Origin of the sequence: Shigella flexneri 2a str. 301 (assembly GCF_000006925.2) — a bacterium.
In the GTDB taxonomy this organism is placed as follows: domain Bacteria; phylum Pseudomonadota; class Gammaproteobacteria; order Enterobacterales; family Enterobacteriaceae; genus ECMA0423.
The window spans coordinates 2,491,070-2,507,347 of sequence record NC_004337.2 but is presented as its reverse complement, the minus strand read 5'-3'; the positions used below and the strand labels follow the sequence as shown (position 1 = coordinate 2,507,347).

Here is a 16,278-nt window from a genome sequence, read left to right as displayed (position 1 = left end):
TCCTGATTAACCCGGAGCGGTTATGTTAACGATTCAATTTCTCTGTCCTTTGCCTAACGGTCTACATGCTCGTCCGGCGTGGGAACTTAAAGAACAGTGCAGCCAGTGGCAAAGCGAAATCACCTTTATCAACCATCGCCAGAACGCAAAGGCTGATGCTAAAAGCTCGCTGGCGTTGATTGGAACTGGCACCTTATTTAATGACAGTTGCAGCCTGAACATTAGCGGCAGCGATGAAGAGCAGGCGCGGCGCGTGCTGGAAGAGTACATCCTGGTGCGCTTTATCGACAGCGACAGCGTTCAGCCGACGCAGGCAGAACTGACGGCGCATCCGCTGCCGCGTTCATTAAGCCGCCTTAACCCGGATTTACTGTACGGCAATGTGCTGGCAAGCGGCGTCGGCGTGGGTACGCTGACCCTGTTACAAAGCGACAGCCTCGACAGTTATCGGGCAATCCCCGCCAGTGCGCAAGATTCCACCCGGCTGGAGCACAGCCTGGCAACGCTTGCCGAGCAACTGAATCAGCAATTGCGTGAGCGTGACGGCGAAAGCAAAACTATCCTCAGCGCTCATTTGTCGCTGATTCAGGATGATGAATTTGCAGGCAATATCCGTCGCCTGATGACAGAACAGCATCAGGGACTGGGGGCGGCGATCATCAGCAATATGGAGCAGGTTTGCGCCAAACTATCTGCTTCTGCCAGCGATTATCTGCGCGAGCGGGTCAGCGACATTCGCGATATCAGCGAACAGTTGCTGCATATCACCTGGCCGGAACTGAAGCCGCGCAACAATCTGGTGCTGGAAAAACCGACCATTCTGGTGGCTGAAGATTTAACCCCAAGCCAGTTTTTGAGCCTTGATTTGAAAAATCTTGCGGGTATGATTCTGGAGAAAACCGGGCGCACCTCGCATACACTGATTCTGGCCCGTGCCTCGGCGATCCCGGTACTGAGTGGCTTGCCGCTGGATGCGATTGCCCGTTATGCCGGGCAACCTGCAGTGCTTGACGCCCAGTGCGGCGTGCTGGCGATTAACCCGAATGACGCGGTGAGCGGTTATTATCAGGTCGCGCAGACGCTGGCGGATAAACGCCAAAAACAACAGGCGCAGGCTGCCGCGCAGCTGGCCTATTCCCGTGATAACAAGCGTATTGATATTGTGGCGAATATCGGCACCGCTCTGGAAGCGCCAGGCGCGTTTGCCAACGGCGCGGAAGGTGTCGGGCTGTTCCGTACCGAAATGCTCTATATGGATCGCGACAGCGCGCCGGACGAGCAGGAGCAATTTGAAGCCTACCAGCAGGTGCTACTGGCGGCGGGCGACAAGCCGATTATCTTCCGCACGATGGACATCGGCGGCGATAAAAGCATTCCTTATCTGAATATTCCCCAGGAAGAGAACCCGTTCCTCGGCTATCGCGCGGTACGTATTTACCCGGAATTTGCTGGCCTGTTCCGCACTCAACTGCGGGCCATTTTGCGCGCCGCCAGTTTCGGCAACGCCCAGTTGATGATCCCGATGGTTCACAGCCTCGATCAGATCTTATGGGTGAAAGGCGAGATCCAAAAAGCGATCGTTGAGCTTAAGCGCGATGGCCTGCGTCATGCAGAGACGATTACGCTTGGGATCATGGTGGAAGTGCCGTCGGTGTGCTACATCATCGACCACTTCTGCGATGAGGTCGATTTCTTCAGTATCGGCTCCAACGATATGACCCAGTATCTGTATGCGGTCGATCGTAATAACCCGCGCGTATCGCCGCTATATAACCCGATTACGCCATCGTTCCTGCGCATGTTGCAGCAAATAGTTACCACTGCGCATCAGCGGGGCAAATGGGTAGGCATTTGCGGTGAACTGGGCGGTGAAAGCCGTTATCTGCCGCTACTGCTTGGGCTGGGCCTGGATGAGCTGAGTATGAGTAGCCCGCGTATTCCGGCGGTGAAAAGCCAGCTTCGTCAACTGGATAGCGAGGCGTGTCGGGAACTGGCGCGTCAGGCATGTGAATGCCGCAGTGCGCAGGAAATTGAAGCGTTACTCACCGCCTTTACGCCGGAAGAAGACGTTCGCCCACTGCTGGCGCTGGAGAATATCTTTGTTGATCAGGATTTTAGCAATAAAGAGCAGGCGATCCAGTTCCTGTGCGGCAACCTCGGCGTTAACGGGCGCACTGAACATCCGTTTGAGCTGGAAGAAGATGTCTGGCAGCGGGAAGAGATTGTTACCACCGGCGTTGGTTTTGGCGTAGCGATCCCGCACACCAAATCTCAGTGGATCCGTCATTCCAGTATCAGCATTGCCCGGCTGGCGAAACCGGTTGACTGGCAGTCAGAAATGGGCGAAGTCGAACTGGTGATCATGCTGACGCTGGGTGCTAACGAAGGGATGAATCATGTGAAAGTCTTCTCGCAGCTGGCGCGTAAACTGGTGAATAAAAACTTCCGCCAGTCGTTGTTTGCCGCGCAAGATGCACAAAGTATCCTGACGCTGCTGGAAACAGAATTAACCTTCTGACGTTAGCCCTGAAAACGGGCGCTGTACTCTCCCGGCGTCAGACTAAACTGACGCCGGAAAACGCGACAAAAATAGTCGCTATCCGGAAAACCGCAACGCTGTGCCACTTCATGAATTGACAGATGATATTTCTGCAAAATCATCCTCGCCTTCGCCATTCGCACCCAACGCACATACTCGATAAAACGCATCGTTCCATGCTGAGCAAACAGTTTTGACAGATGATTGGGCGTGATATTAAAAAACTGCGCCACGCTCTCGCGGGTGAGCGGCTGGGCATAATTATCCTAAACCCAGTTACAAATGCTGTGATAGAGAAAATCGCCGCGCGGTTGTGAATTACCCGGCGGCATATTCACCACGTTGCGGCAAAGATGCAGCAAACTTAACACCAGTGGCTGAATGATATTCTGCTCCAGCGGCGAACGGCTAAGATGGGTGAGGGCGGTAAGCATCGCTTCACCTTCACCGCGTTGCAGGCTGGGAAGCTGGGTCTGGCGAGCAGGATGCAACAACGACGTGGTGCGGCTATCGTAAAACGATAACCCAAGCCAGGTCGGTGCGAACACCAGGCTTAACAGCATCACCGGTTTGTTGTTGATCGGTAAATTAGCCGCGCGTGCCGGAATAAACAGCATTTCTCCTTCCACCATTCGCTGCTGCTTTGCTTCCAGCAGGTTGCCGTATTCGCCGCGCAGCACGATATCCAGACGGGGAAAATCAATACATAAACTGCCCACCGGTAACGAGGCAGGCTGGCTGGCAAACCAGACGCGCCCCAGTAGTTGCGGGTTAAGCACTAGGCCGCTGAACAGATCGGCGAAAAATTGTTGATCGGCGGGCAAGCCTGGTGCTTTCATGAAAGTTCCCGATTAAAGATGCATTAACTGGCGAAATTCTTTCACTTTGCTGCGGCTGACCGGCACTTCAAAATCCAGATCTTTCAGTCGCAGAATGTAGGTGTTATTAAACCACGGTTCGATTTCGCGTATTTTGTTCAGATTGACACAAAATGAGCGATGGCAGCGGAAAAAATGCGACGGCGGCAGTTTGCTGCAAAATTCGGTAATGTTCATCGGCATTACGTAGGATTCACGCCGCGTATAGACAAAGGTCATTTTCTCGTGCGCTTCGGCGTAATAGATATCGTTAATTGGCGTGACGATTATTCGCTCATCTTTCACCAGATTAATGGTGTCATTCTCACGCGTTACCGTCGCGGCAGGCGTACTGCTGGTCTGCTGTTGTTGCCAGGCCGCTTCCAGTTTTTGCAGCATCCCGGTAATACGTGACTCCTGATACGGTTTGAGAATGTAGTCAAACGCCTCCAGTTCAAACGCTTCTACCGCATGTTCTTTCCACGCGGTGATGAACACAATAAACGGTTTATGGGCGAACTGGCTGATGTTTTGCGCCAGCAACACGCCATCCAGCGACGGAATATTGATATCCAGAAAAATGGCGTCGACGCGGTTATGCTGCAAAAACTTCAACACGTCCAGACCGTCGTCAAAGGTGCCGACAATCTCCATCTGGCTGTGCTCTTTAATTAGCCAGCTCAGTTCCTGTTGTGCCAGGAATTCGTCTTCAACAATGATGACTTTCACAATATCACTCCGGCTCAAAGCAATAACGTAGCCTGTGAGGCGACTGGGGTGCGTTGGTTAGGAATGTAAAACGCAATTTCCGTCCCCGGCTCCAGGCGGCGGATATGCAGCCCCTCGCCATACAATAACTTCACGCGATGATGGACATTCAGCAGGCCAATTTTATTGCCCGGCATTTCATTCGCTTCGACCCGCTCAATCACCTTTGGAACGATGCCGTGCCCGGTATCTCGCACCGCAATGCGTACCCGATTTCCGCACTCTGCAACGCTGATGGTGACAACGCCTTTACCTTTGCAAGGCTGAATACCGTGGACAATGGCGTTCTCCACCAACGGCTGGATCAGCAGGCTGGGAATGCAGCAATTCACCTCTTCATCAATATCATAGATAACCGTCAGCTTGTCGCCAAAGCGGGCCTGCTCAATGGCAATATAGTCTTTAATTTGATACAGCTCTTTTTTGATATCGATTTGCTCATCGTCTTTTAATTCAATGTTATAGCGCAGATAACGCGACAGATTAAAGATCAACTGGCGAGCGGTATCCGGATTCAGACGGATTGACGATGAAATAGCGTTCAGAGCGTTAAACAGAAAATGGGGATTAATTTTGCTTTGCAGGGCGCGAATCTCTGCCTTATTTGCCATTTCACGTAGCTGCTCGGCGCGTGAAACCTCCAGTTGCGTGGAGATGATTTGCGACAGACCGACCGCCATTTCCTGTAATGACGAGGTGATCTGATGCGCGTGGCAGTAGTAAATTTTCAGCGTTCCGGTCACGACCCCTTTCTCCCACAATGGGATCACCAGCATGGAATGAATCTCTGGTGTGCGGTGGGCTTCATCATTGTTTTTAATGATGATTTTTCCGTAATTCATCGCCTGACGGGTAGTCGGGCTAATGAAGTCATCGCCATTCTGATAGTTATGTTCACCCACGCCAACATAGGCCAGCACATGATCGGTATTAGTAATCGCCACCGCATCGGCGTGAATGTCATCGCGGATAATTTCGCAGACCTTGCGTAATGACTCGCTATTGACATGGCGAAACAGCGGTAGCGTTTTGTTGGCGATATCCAGCGCCAGCGCTGTGCTTTGGGGATTTTCAGGTTTATCCAGCCTGATATACAACCCGCCAGAATGCTGGTGATAAAGCAGGGGATCGCCGTCACGCCGCCGATATCAATTAAATACCGGTGAATACCCGCAATCACGCCGGTAATGATGCCTACCCACGGGCCAAACAGAATCCCGCCGGACATCACCGCGATAATACGTACGTTCACCAGCGAGCCTTCTACGGGAACGCCGGACCAGGTGCTGAACAGGGCGAACAGCGAGAAAATGGCGGTAACGGCGAGCAATTCTTTTGGGGAGTGCGCCGACTTGTGCAACAGTTCGCGAAACAGGCGGATACGGATGAGAAAGAACAGGCAGATAAGCATTAACGCTGCCCGATCGAAGACCGCCAGCAGCATGTTGAATATTTCGTGCACGGGTGACTCTGAATAAGGATTAAACCTCTATGATAGGTAACCTGAAGGCTGATGACCAGCAGGCCGTTTTTGAGGAAAAACCATAAATTTAAAAGGGGATTAAAAGATAAATGGTGTATTAGCAATGTATCTCTTGATAATGCACTTCTGGCTGGTAAATTTATTGAAATTATAATGTTAATAAAATTGGTGGTGATTTTCTTGTTAGCGTAGAAAAATTTCCTGTTTTTGAAGTGGAGTTCCTCATTTAAATCCATTGATAAAAATGTTCTAAAACGCTGGACAGACAGAAATTAATCAGGCTATTTTCAAAACAGCCACCATTGTGGCAGCGTCGCTCGGACGGTCCGGGCGCTAACGTTAATCTGAGGAAATTATGGCTGACACTCGCCCTGAACGTCGCTTTACGCGCATTGATCGTCTCCCGCCCTACGTTTTTAACATCACCGCTGAACTGAAAATGGCTGCGCGTCGGCGCGGCGAAGATATTATCGATTTCAGCATGGGTAACCCGGACGGTGCGACTCCGCCGCATATCGTCGAAAAATTATGTACTGTGGCCCAGCGCCCGGACACGCATGGTTACTCCACTTCACGCGGCATTCCGCGGTTACGTCGCGCCATTTCCCGCTGGTATCAGGATCGCTACGACGTTGAAATCGACCCGGAATCAGAAGCCATCGTCACTATTGGTTCGAAAGAGGGCCTGGCGCATCTGATGCTGGCGACGCTGGATCATGGTGACACGGTGCTGGTGCCGAATCCAAGTTACCCGATCCATATTTATGGCGCGGTGATTGCCGGGGCGCAGGTACGCTCAGTGCCGCTGGTGGAAGGTGTCGATTTCTTCAACGAACTGGAGCGCGCCATTCGTGAAAGTTATCCGAAACCGAAGATGATGATCCTCGGCTTCCCGTCGAACCCAACCGCGCAATGCGTGGAACTGGAGTTCTTCGAAAAGGTTGTGGCGCTGGCGAAATGCTACGATGTGCTGGTGGTCCATGACCTGGCCTATGCCGATATCGTCTACGATGGCTGGAAAGCGCCGTCAATTATGCAGGTGCCGGGTGCACGCGATGTGGCGGTCGAGTTCTTTACGCTGTCGAAAAGCTACAACATGGCGGGCTGGCGTATCGGCTTTATGGTCGGCAACAAAACGCTGGTCAGTGCCCTGGCGCGAATCAAAAGCTATCACGATTACGGCACTTTTACGCCGTTGCAGGTGGCGGCGATTGCGGCACTCGAGGGCGATCAACAGTGCGTGCGCGACATTGCCGAACAGTACAAACGCCGTCGTGATGTATTGGTTAAAGGGCTGCATGAAGCGGGCTGGATGGTCGAAATGCCGAAGGCTTCGATGTATGTCTGGGCGAAAATCCCGGAACCATATGCGGCCATGGGATCGCTGGAATTTGCCAAGAAGCTCCTTAACGAAGCGAAGGTTTGTGTCTCGCCGGGGATTGGCTTTGGCGACTATGGTGATACGCATGTTCGCTTTGCACTGATTGAAAACCACGACCGTATTCGTCAGGCCATCAGAGGGATTAAAGCGATGTTCCGTGCCGACGGTTTACTACCCGTCAGCAGCAAACATATTCACGAAAACGCGGAATAAACACCGTCGTCAGAAATGCAAACAGGAGCCTGATGGCTCCTGTTTTTCATTGCACAGTTTGCTTTTAGATCATCAGGGCAAAAGTACCGGCCCAAACGATGACCATAAAAGAAATGCCCATAAAGAAATATTTCACTTTACATCTCTCCGCGTAATTACTGTTACGCCTGAATGACTTCATTACACCTGATACAGTGAGTTGACACCGGGCAAAGCGACCTTAAAAGCCCTGTATTTTACCGTGGGCATCACCCCAGAATTCTGAGCTAAACTGCTCGAGACGGCGCTAATGTACGCCTAAAACTGAAACGAGACAAGAGGCATTTTCTTATTTACTTTTAGTAACTTACAAGTGTCTCATATCGGCGACAGTTTAATTTCTGACGGTAATAATTAGATATTCAGCGAAGGAAAAAACTTAAGAAAAAAGCTATAAAAATCATGAGGTTATTATGGCCGATTTGAGGAGGGAAAGAGTAAGAGCAGTTTGTTAAATGTACAACGACGATTCTCCCACCGGGCGCGTTTTAAAGCGACGGTGGATCCAGAGGTACTGCTCCGGTGCGCGCATGATCTCTTTCTCGATAATCTTGTTCATATAAGCAGCGGCTTGATTTTCATCTGTCGGGTAGCCTTCCATCTCTGGGGTGATGAACAAACGATATCCGCTGTAATCCGCTTTTCTTACCATCGTTACGGTCAACATGGCTGCGCCAGAGAGACGGGAGAGAACATAGGTGCCATTGGTTGTGGCGACATTTTCCACCGCAAAGAACGGCGCGAAGGAGCTGCCTTTACGACCATAATCCTGATCGGGAGCAAACCATACCGCTTCACCTTTCTTCAGTGCACCGACAATGCCGCGCAGATTATTTCTGCCGATCATCGCTTTGTTAGAGCGCATGCGCCCACGGGTCTGCACCCATTCCATCAGCTGATTATTATGTGGACGATAGGTAGCCATCATTGGTTGGCACAGTCCCATCACGCGGCCGCCCAGTTCCAGCGACATAAAATGGACGCCGACAACCATTACGCCGCGATTTTGCATTTGTGCGCGTTTAAGGTTATCCAACCCTTCAACATCAAACCATTTACGTACGCGACTGTCGGGCCAGAACCATGCCATGCCGGTTTCTACCAGCGCCATGCCGAGTGAACGAAAGTTTTCGGCAATCATCTTCTCGCGTTCTTCCGCAGAATGCTGCGGGAAACAAAGTTCCAGGTTTTTACGGGCGATAGATTCACGACGTTTCAGGAATGGTCGCGCCATTGCGCCAATACGCGTGCCGAGAAAGCAGAGAACAGGATAAGGAAGCTGTACCCAAAGCCAGAGTACACCAAGCCCAAACCATGTGAGCCAGTAGCGAGGATGTAGAAACTCGCGGGAAAATTTGCATTGTGGAAACATAGTTACCTTCTGTAGATACGAATTGTTGTATCGCAGAAGATTCCATGTCGACAGCGGTACACTCAATTGGTTGGGCCATCATGTACGACAATGGTTCCTGTAAAGAGTGTAAAGACTAGTCAGGACATAACCACGAGGAGCATGAATGCGGTGGCTCTACTTTATCACTGGCTGACTGCTTTCAGCTACTGATTATTAATCGTGCAAAGTAAAAAATTTTCCGCACGCAATAGCGTTGCATTTAACGTGCTGTTTTCATTGATGCTTAGCAAAAATTGCCAGAGGTTAAGGATTGTCTTACTATTAAAGTGACTGAAGTTACAGGTTTTTTAGCGCGGCAGGAGGTTGAGCTATGATTTATTTATGGATGTTTCTCGCCCTGTGTATTGTCTGCGTAAGCGGCTACATCGGTCAGGTACTGAACGTGGTATCGGCGGTCTCTTCTTTCTTCGGCATGGTGATCCTCGCTGCACTCATTTATTACTTCACCATGTGGTTAACTGGCGGTAATGAACTGGTGACGGGGATATTTATGTTTCTTGCCCCGGCTTGTGGCTTGATGATTCGCTTTATGGTGGGGTATGGCAGGCGATAGTGGGTCAGGATGGCTCATTTGGGCAGGTGTTCACATCAGCATCAGACATGATTGTTCACCTGCCATGTGACAGACGCTATCGCACAGGATGAATAAGATAATTCGCCTTTGTCGGATAAGTAGGCGTGATTTCTTCTGTGAGGTTTAATGGTGGCACATCTTCTCTCATCTTAAACAAAATCGCCTGTGATGGCTGAAGTTTTGTAGAGTGTGTGGTCGTCATCGCTGATGTTTTTTCAGTCTCTTTATAGCTCCTCTCACTTACACCACCAGAAATGGAAAATGCAAAAACATTGCATGCCATAATAGAGACCAATAAAAATAAGCTGAAAAGTATTAAGTTTACTTTCATAGAAAGTTATCCTGAAAATGGTTCACTGAGAACCATACGATGTTATGGCTGTATTTACATATAATTAATCAATATTTACATCAATATAATAAATGACATCTCTTTGTGGTATATAAGAATAGTTCTCTGCGACAGGAGGCATATTCCTACAACTGTAAGACTAAATGCCGCTTTGCGATAATAACTACAATTGTAAGATAACCCTTTCAAAATGACCGTTGCTCTCTGATTTCTCATTTCATGCTCACCCAATATGATGGCGGCGTTTTCTAAAACTGTTAAAGAATGAGGTAAGTATGAAACGTTTAATTATGGCTACGATGGTCACAGCAATTCTGGCATCTTCAACTGTATGGGCTGCTGATAATGCACCGGTAGCGGCACAACAGCAAACTCAGCAAACCCAGAAAACGGCAGCAGCAGAGCGTATCTCTGAACAAGGTTTATATGCGATGCGTGACGTGCAGGTAGCGCGCCTGGCTCTGTTTCATGGCGATCCGGAAAAGGCAAAAGAACTGACCAATGAAGCTTCCGCTTTGCTGTCAGATGACAGTACCGAATGGGCAAAGTTCGCTAAGCCAGGTAAAAAGACCAATCTCAATGATGACCAATATATTGTCATTAATGCATCTGTCGGAATTTCTGAGAGTTATGTAGCAACACCCGAAAAAGAAGCCGCGATAAAAATTGCCAATGAAAAAATGGCGAAAGGGGATAAAAAGGGCGCAATGGAAGAGCTTCGCCTGGCCGGTGTTGGCGTAATGGAAAACCAATATCTGATGCCGCTTAAACAGACTCGTAATGCACTTGCTGATGCGCAGAAACTGCTTGATAAAAAGCAATACTACGAGGCAAACCTGGCGCTTAAAGGTGCGGAAGATGGAATCATCGTCGATAGCGAAGCACTGTTTGTGAACTAATGCTGACAGGCAGTATATTGAGGTAAAGGATTTAACTCCCTCCAGCCGACAATTTTTTATGACCACAATACGACAGGTTGTGGTCATAAAATTATTTGGCGCTCGCGGTTCTATAAACACGCATTTTATTTTCCTCAAAGTAAACCGCAATAATCCCGTGTCATCACAAATCATTTATTATGTTATGCTTTATGGTACGCTTTAAAAAGCGTAATCATACTCTTACTTGTAAATCACCGGCGCTTCTTACAGTTGTAAGAATAACATCACAAATGTCGCGACTCTCTCTGATTACCACGAATTAATATTTATCATATTCTTCTTTTCGTCCTCACTACTTACCATGCAGAAAGGAATTGGAAGTGGCGATAAAATAATTTTCAGTACTTGATACAGGAATTTAAAAATATCGAGTGCCGCTACGAAGATATTTTGCAGATTATTTATAGAGGGCGTTATGCCTTAAATAAACGCTAAATTAACACATATTTAATTAACTAATAGGTATTGCTATGTCAACTCCACTTCAAGGAATTAAAGTTCTCGATTTCACCGGTGTGCAATCTGGCCCATCTTGTACTCAAATGCTGGCCTGGTTTGGCGCTGACGTTATTAAAATTGAACGTCCCGGCGTTGGTGACGTAACGCGTCACCAACTGCGAGATATTCCTGATATCGATGCGCTTTACTTCACCATGCTTAACAGTAACAAACGTTCTATTGAGTTAAATACCAAAACAGCGGAAGGCAAAGAGGTAATGGAAAAGCTGATCCGCGAAGCTGATATCTTAGTCGAGAACTTTCATCCAGGGGCCATTGATCACATGGGCTTCACCTGGGAGCATATTCAAGAAATCAATCCACGTCTGATTTTTGGTTCGATCAAAGGGTTTGATGAGTGTTCGCCTTATGTGAATGTAAAAGCCTATGAAAACGTTGCTCAGGCAGCGGGTGGCGCGGCATCCACTACGGGTTTTTGGGATGGTCCGCCGCTGGTAAGCGCTGCAGCGTTGGGTGACAGCAACACCGGAATGCATTTGCTGATCGGTTTACTTGCTGCTTTGCTGCATCGCGAAAAAACGGGGCGTGGGCAACGAGTCACCATGTCAATGCAGGATGCCGTATTGAACCTTTGCCGCGTGAAATTACGTGACCAGCAGCGTCTCGATAAATTGGGTTATCTGGAAGAATACCCGCAGTATCCGAATGGTACATTTGGTGATGCAGTTCCCCGCGGTGGTAATGCAGGTGGTGGCGGTCAGCCTGGCTGGATCCTGAAATGTAAAGGCTGGGAAACCGATCCTAACGCCTATATTTATTTCACTATTCAGGAGCAAAACTGGGAAAACACCTGTAAAGCCATCGGCAAACCAGAATGGATTACCGATCCGGCATACAGTACAGCCCATGCCCGACAGCCACATATTTTCGATATTTTTGCTGAAATCGAAAAATACACTGTCACTATTGATAAACATGAAGCGGTGGCCTATTTGACTCAGTTTGATATTCCTTGTGCACCGGTTTTAAGTATGAAAGAAATTTCACTTGATCCCTCTTTGCGCCAAAGTGGCAGTGTTGTTGAAGTGGAACAACCGTTGCGTGGAAAATATCTGACCGTTGGTTGTCCAATGAAATTCTCTGCCTTTACGCCGGATATTAAAGCTGCGCCGCTATTAGGTGAACATACCGCTGCTGTATTGCAGGAGCTGGGTTATAGCGACGATGAAATTGCTGCAATGAAGCAAAACCACGCCATCTGATATTAACGGGGGCTTCTGGCTCCCAATTTATAAAAATTTCGAGGTTATTAATCATGTCAGATCAACTTCAAATGACAGATGGTATGCATATCATCGTTGAAGCATTAAAACAGAATAATATTGACACTATTTATGGTGTTGTAGGTATTCCTGTGACGGATATGGCACGCCATGCCCAGGCGGAAGGCATTCGTTATATTGGTTTTCGTCATGAGCAGTCGGCAGGCTATGCCGCTGCGGCAAGCGGTTTTCTTACCCAAAAACCGGGGATCTGCCTGACAGTTTCTGCGCCAGGATTCCTCAATGGTTTGACCGCATTGGCCAACGCAACGGTAAATGGTTTTCCGATTATCATGATTAGCGGCTCCAGCGACCGCGCGATCGTCGACCTACAGCAAGGTGATTATGAAGAGCTGGACCAAATGAATGCGGCAAAACCGTATGCCAAAGCAGCATTTCGCGTTAATCAGCCGCAGGATCTTGGCATTGCATTGGCACGCGCTATCCGGGTCTCTGTATCGGGTCGCCCTGGCGGAGTTTATCTTGATTTGCCAGCAAATGTCCTGGCCGCGACGATGGAAAAAGACGAAGCGTTAACCACGATTGTTAAAGTTGAAAATCCGTCGCCAGCATTATTGCCATGCCCGAAGTCAGTCACTAGCGCAATTTCGCTTTTAGCAAAAGCTGAACGGCCATTAATTATCCTTGGCAAAGGCGCGGCGTATTCACAAGCTGATGAACAGCTTCGTGAATTTATTGAAAGTGCTCAGATTCCATTCCTGCCAATGTCTATGGCGAAAGGGATCCTTGAAGATACGCATCCACTTTCTGCGGCAGCTGCGCGTTCGTTTGCCCTGGCAAATGCTGACGTTGTCATGCTTGTTGGTGCACGACTGAATTGGTTATTGGCACACGGTAAAAAAGGATGGGCGGCAGATACACAGTTTATTCAACTGGATATTGAACCGCAGGAAATTGACAGCAACCGCCCCATTGCTGTGCCAGTCGTTGGTGATATTGCATCCAGTATGCAAGGTATGCTGGCAGAACTGAAACAAAACACATTTACGACTCCACTGGTATGGCGCGATATTTTAAATATCCACAAGCAGCAAAATGCACAAAAAATGCATGAAAAATTAAGTACAGATACTCAACCATTAAATTACTTTAATGCATTAAGTGCTGTGCGCGACGTATTGCGCGAGAACCAGGATATTTATTTAGTTAATGAAGGTGCAAATACCCTGGATAATGCACGAAATATTATTGATATGTATAAACCACGTCGTCGTCTGGATTGTGGTACCTGGGGTGTCATGGGCATCGGTATGGGCTATGCCATCGGTGCTAGCGTGACTTCTGGTTCTCCGGTTGTCGCCATTGAAGGTGATAGTGCTTTTGGTTTCAGTGGGATGGAAATTGAAACGATTTGTCGATATAACCTGCCGGTGACGATCGTTATTTTTAATAATGGCGGCATCTACAGAGGAGACGGTGTTGATCTCAGTGGCGCTGGTGCACCATCACCAACGGATCTGTTGCACCATGCAAGGTATGACAAATTAATGGATGCGTTTCGTGGCGTTGGCTATAACGTCACCACGACAGATGAACTTCGTCATGCTTTAACCACCGGTATTCAGTCGCGCAAACCGACCATTATTAATGTGGTTATCGACCCTGCAGCAGGAACTGAAAGTGGCCATATTACCAAACTTAACCCAAAACAAGTCGCTGGTAATTAAATACTGACATCGTCTCCTCTTGCCAACTCATTATGCGATGGTGAGGGGACCCTTATCGGAAATACTATTATGCTAACATTTTTTATTGGCGATTTATTGCCTATTATCGTAATCATGCTGTTGGGTTATTTTAGCGGCAGACGAGAAACTTTTTCAGAAGATCAAGCCCGCGCATTTAATAAACTGGTATTAAACTACGCTCTTCCTGCGGCTCTATTTGTTTCTATTACCCGGGCAAACAGGGAAATGATTTTTGCGGACACTCGTCTGACCCTTGTATCACTTGTGGTTATTGTCGGATGTTTCTTTTTCTCCTGGTTTGGTTGCTACAAATTTTTTAAACGTACCCATGCAGAAGCAGCTGTATGTGCATTAATTGCGGGTTCACCTACCATTGGATTCCTGGGGTTTGCAGTTCTCGATCCTATTTATGGTGATTCCGTATCAACAGGTTTAGTGGTAGCAATTATTTCTATTATTGTTAACGCAATTACTATTCCTATTGGTCTGTATTTGCTGAATCCTTCCTCAGGAGCGGATGGTAAGAAGAATAGTAATCTGAGCGCATTAATTTCTGCGGCAAAGGAGCCAGTAGTATGGGCACCTGTTCTGGCAACGATCCTGGTGCTGGTTGGGGTAAAAATTCCGGCAGCATGGGACCCAACCTTTAATCTGATTGCGAAGGCTAACTCAGGGGTAGCGGTATTCGCTGCGGGGTTGACTCTGGCTGCACATAAATTCGAGTTCAGTGCCGAAATTGCTTATAACACCTTCCTGAAGTTGATTCTGATGCCACTGGCGCTGCTTCTCGTTGGTATGGCATGTCATTTGAACAGCGAACATTTGCAGATGATGGTACTGGCAGGCGCATTACCGCCGGCGTTCTCCGGAATCATTATTGCCAGCCGGTTTAATGTCTACACCCGTACTGGTACAGCGTCATTGGCTGTGAGCGTACTGGGCTTTGTCGTCACGGCTCCCTTGTGGATTTATGTCAGTCGACTGGTTTCATAATTAATCATGTTATTGATTTTACATAAATGCCGAAGTGTCTTTTCACCTTCGGCTTTTTTCAAGGCATAAGCAAATGACAAATAATGAAAGCAAAGGGCCGTTTGAAGGCTTATTAGTTATCGATATGACACATGTCCTTAATGGACCTTTCGGAACTCAACTTCTTTATAATATGGGCGCAAGGGTAATTAAAGTTGAGCCACCAGGTCATGGTGATGATACCCGCACATTTGGTCCCTATGTGGATGGACAGTCACTCTATTACAGTTTTATTAATCATGGCAAAGAGAGTGTGGTTCTTGATTTAAAGAATGATCACGATAAAAGTATATTTATAAATATGCTCAAACAAGCTGATGTATTAGCTGAGAATTTTCGCCTAGGTACAATGGAAAAACTGGGGTTTTCATGGGAAAGGTTACAAGAAATCAACCCGCGCCTCATATATGCTTCATCGTCAGGTTTCGGACATACCGGTCCGCTAAAAGATGCTCCTGCCTACGATACCATCATTCAGGCAATGAGTGGGATAATGATGGAAACAGGGTACCCTGATGCTCCGCCAGTGCGTGTTGGTACCTCTCTTGCGGATCTATGCGGCGGTGTCTATTTATTCAGCGGAATAGTGAGTGCACTTTATGGCCGCGAAAAGAGCCAGAGAGGGGCGCATGTCGATATAGCGATGTTTGATGCCACGCTGAGTTTTCTGGAGCATGGTCTGATGGCATATATTGCGACAGGGAAGTCACCACAACGCCTGGGAAATCGCCATCCCTACATGGCACCTTTTGATGTTTTCGATACTCAGGATAAGCCGATTACGATTTGTTGTGGTAATGACAAGCTTTTTTCTGCGTTATGCCAGGCACTGGAGCTTACGGAACTGGTTAATGATCCCCGATTTAGCAGCAATATTTTACGCGTACAAAACCAGGCTATTCTTAAACAATATATTGAGCGAACGTTAAAAACGCAGGCAGCTGAAGTTTGGTTAGCCAAAATACATGAAGTTGGTGTGCCCGTCGCGCCGTTATTAAGTGTGGCTGAGGCCATTAATTTGCCACAAACTCAGGCGAGAAATATGTTGATTGAAGCCGGAGGAATAATGATGCCGGGTAATCCGATAAAAATCAGCGGCTGCGCGGACCCGCATGTTATGCCGGGAGCGGCAACGCTCGACCAGCATGGGGAACAAATTCGCCAGGAGTTCTCATCATAAATGTAAGATGTGCTG

At 48.1% G+C, this 16,278-nt stretch carries 11 protein-coding genes, 2 pseudogenes and 2 other annotated features; of the genes and pseudogenes, 8 read left to right on the top strand and 5 right to left on the bottom strand.

Translation table 11 applies throughout. The features are described 5' to 3' along the window. Positions 1–22: 22 nt before the first annotated feature. Positions 23–2,518: a PTS system transporter subunit IIA gene (locus tag SF2449; protein ID NP_708251.1), complete on the top strand. Its 2,496-nt coding sequence runs from the start codon at positions 23–25 to the stop codon at positions 2,516–2,518. Positions 2,519–2,520: 2 nt separating this feature from the next. Further along, positions 2,521–3,378 (bottom strand) — a sequence feature (Similar to Escherichia coli K12 ARAC-type regulatory protein gi: 1788725 (286 aa). BLAST with identity of 97% in 286 aa. This CDS ontains frameshift. The sequence has been checked and is believed to be correct.). On the opposite strand, the pseudogene SF2448 reads toward SF2449, so the two are convergent. The 3 genes and pseudogenes from SF2448 to SF2446 form a co-directional block, all read right to left on the bottom strand. Further along, positions 2,521–3,378, bottom strand: a pseudogene (locus tag SF2448). Its footprint overlaps the feature before it by 858 nt. 12 nt (positions 3,379–3,390) lie before the next feature. Beyond that, a complete protein-coding gene (locus SF2447) occupies positions 3,391–4,125 on the bottom strand; it encodes a 2-component transcriptional regulator (protein NP_708250.2) in 735 nt (244 codons plus the stop codon). Between the two features lie 14 nt (positions 4,126–4,139). Further along, positions 4,140–5,626 (bottom strand) — a sequence feature (Similar to Escherichia coli K12 sensor protein gi: 1788723 (566 aa). BLAST with identity of 99% in 496 aa. This CDS contains deletion. The sequence has been checked and is believed to be correct.). Further along, positions 4,140–5,626, bottom strand: a pseudogene (locus SF2446). Its footprint overlaps the feature before it by 1,487 nt. A 376-nt stretch (positions 5,627–6,002) precedes the next feature. Here SF2446 and SF2445 point away from each other — a divergent pair. Beyond that, on the top strand, positions 6,003–7,241 hold the full coding sequence (locus SF2445; protein ID NP_708249.2) for an aminotransferase: 1,239 nt from the start codon (positions 6,003–6,005) through the stop codon (positions 7,239–7,241). Between the two features lie 490 nt (positions 7,242–7,731). On the opposite strand, the gene ddg is transcribed toward SF2445, so the two are convergent. Further along, the gene (gene ddg, locus SF2444) at positions 7,732–8,718 is read right to left on the bottom strand and encodes a heat shock protein (protein NP_708248.3); all 987 of its coding nucleotides are present in this window, start codon (positions 8,716–8,718) and stop codon (positions 7,732–7,734) included. Between the two features lie 286 nt (positions 8,719–9,004). Here ddg and SF2443 point away from each other — a divergent pair, with 286 nt between their 5' ends. Further along, the gene (locus SF2443; protein ID NP_708247.1) at positions 9,005–9,247 is read left to right on the top strand and encodes a hypothetical protein; all 243 of its coding nucleotides are present in this window, start codon (positions 9,005–9,007) and stop codon (positions 9,245–9,247) included. A 76-nt stretch (positions 9,248–9,323) separates the two neighbouring features. Here the strand turns inward: SF2443 and SF2442a are convergent, their stop codons facing one another. Continuing rightward, positions 9,324–9,599: a hypothetical protein gene (locus SF2442a; RefSeq protein YP_008439267.1), complete on the bottom strand. Its 276-nt coding sequence runs from the start codon at positions 9,597–9,599 to the stop codon at positions 9,324–9,326. A 296-nt stretch (positions 9,600–9,895) separates the two neighbouring features. Between SF2442a and SF2442 the strand changes: the two genes are divergently transcribed. From SF2442 to yfdE, 5 genes are all read left to right on the top strand, one after another. Further along, positions 9,896–10,519, top strand: a complete 624-nt coding sequence (locus SF2442; RefSeq protein NP_708246.1) for a hypothetical protein — start codon at positions 9,896–9,898, stop codon at positions 10,517–10,519. 512 nt (positions 10,520–11,031) lie between these two features. Continuing rightward, the gene (locus SF2441) at positions 11,032–12,282 is read left to right on the top strand and encodes a formyl-coenzyme A transferase (protein NP_708245.1); all 1,251 of its coding nucleotides are present in this window, start codon (positions 11,032–11,034) and stop codon (positions 12,280–12,282) included. Between the two features lie 53 nt (positions 12,283–12,335). After that, positions 12,336–14,030: an oxalyl-CoA decarboxylase gene (locus SF2440; RefSeq protein ID NP_708244.1), complete on the top strand. Its 1,695-nt coding sequence runs from the start codon at positions 12,336–12,338 to the stop codon at positions 14,028–14,030. A gap of 69 nt (positions 14,031–14,099) precedes the next feature. Continuing rightward, positions 14,100–15,044: a transporter YfdV gene (yfdV, locus tag SF2439; RefSeq protein ID NP_708243.1), complete on the top strand. Its 945-nt coding sequence runs from the start codon at positions 14,100–14,102 to the stop codon at positions 15,042–15,044. A gap of 73 nt (positions 15,045–15,117) precedes the next feature. Next, entirely contained in the window at positions 15,118–16,263 is a 1,146-nt protein-coding gene (yfdE, locus tag SF2438; protein ID NP_708242.4) for a hypothetical protein, read from the top strand. The last annotated feature ends 15 nt before the right edge of the window (positions 16,264–16,278 follow it).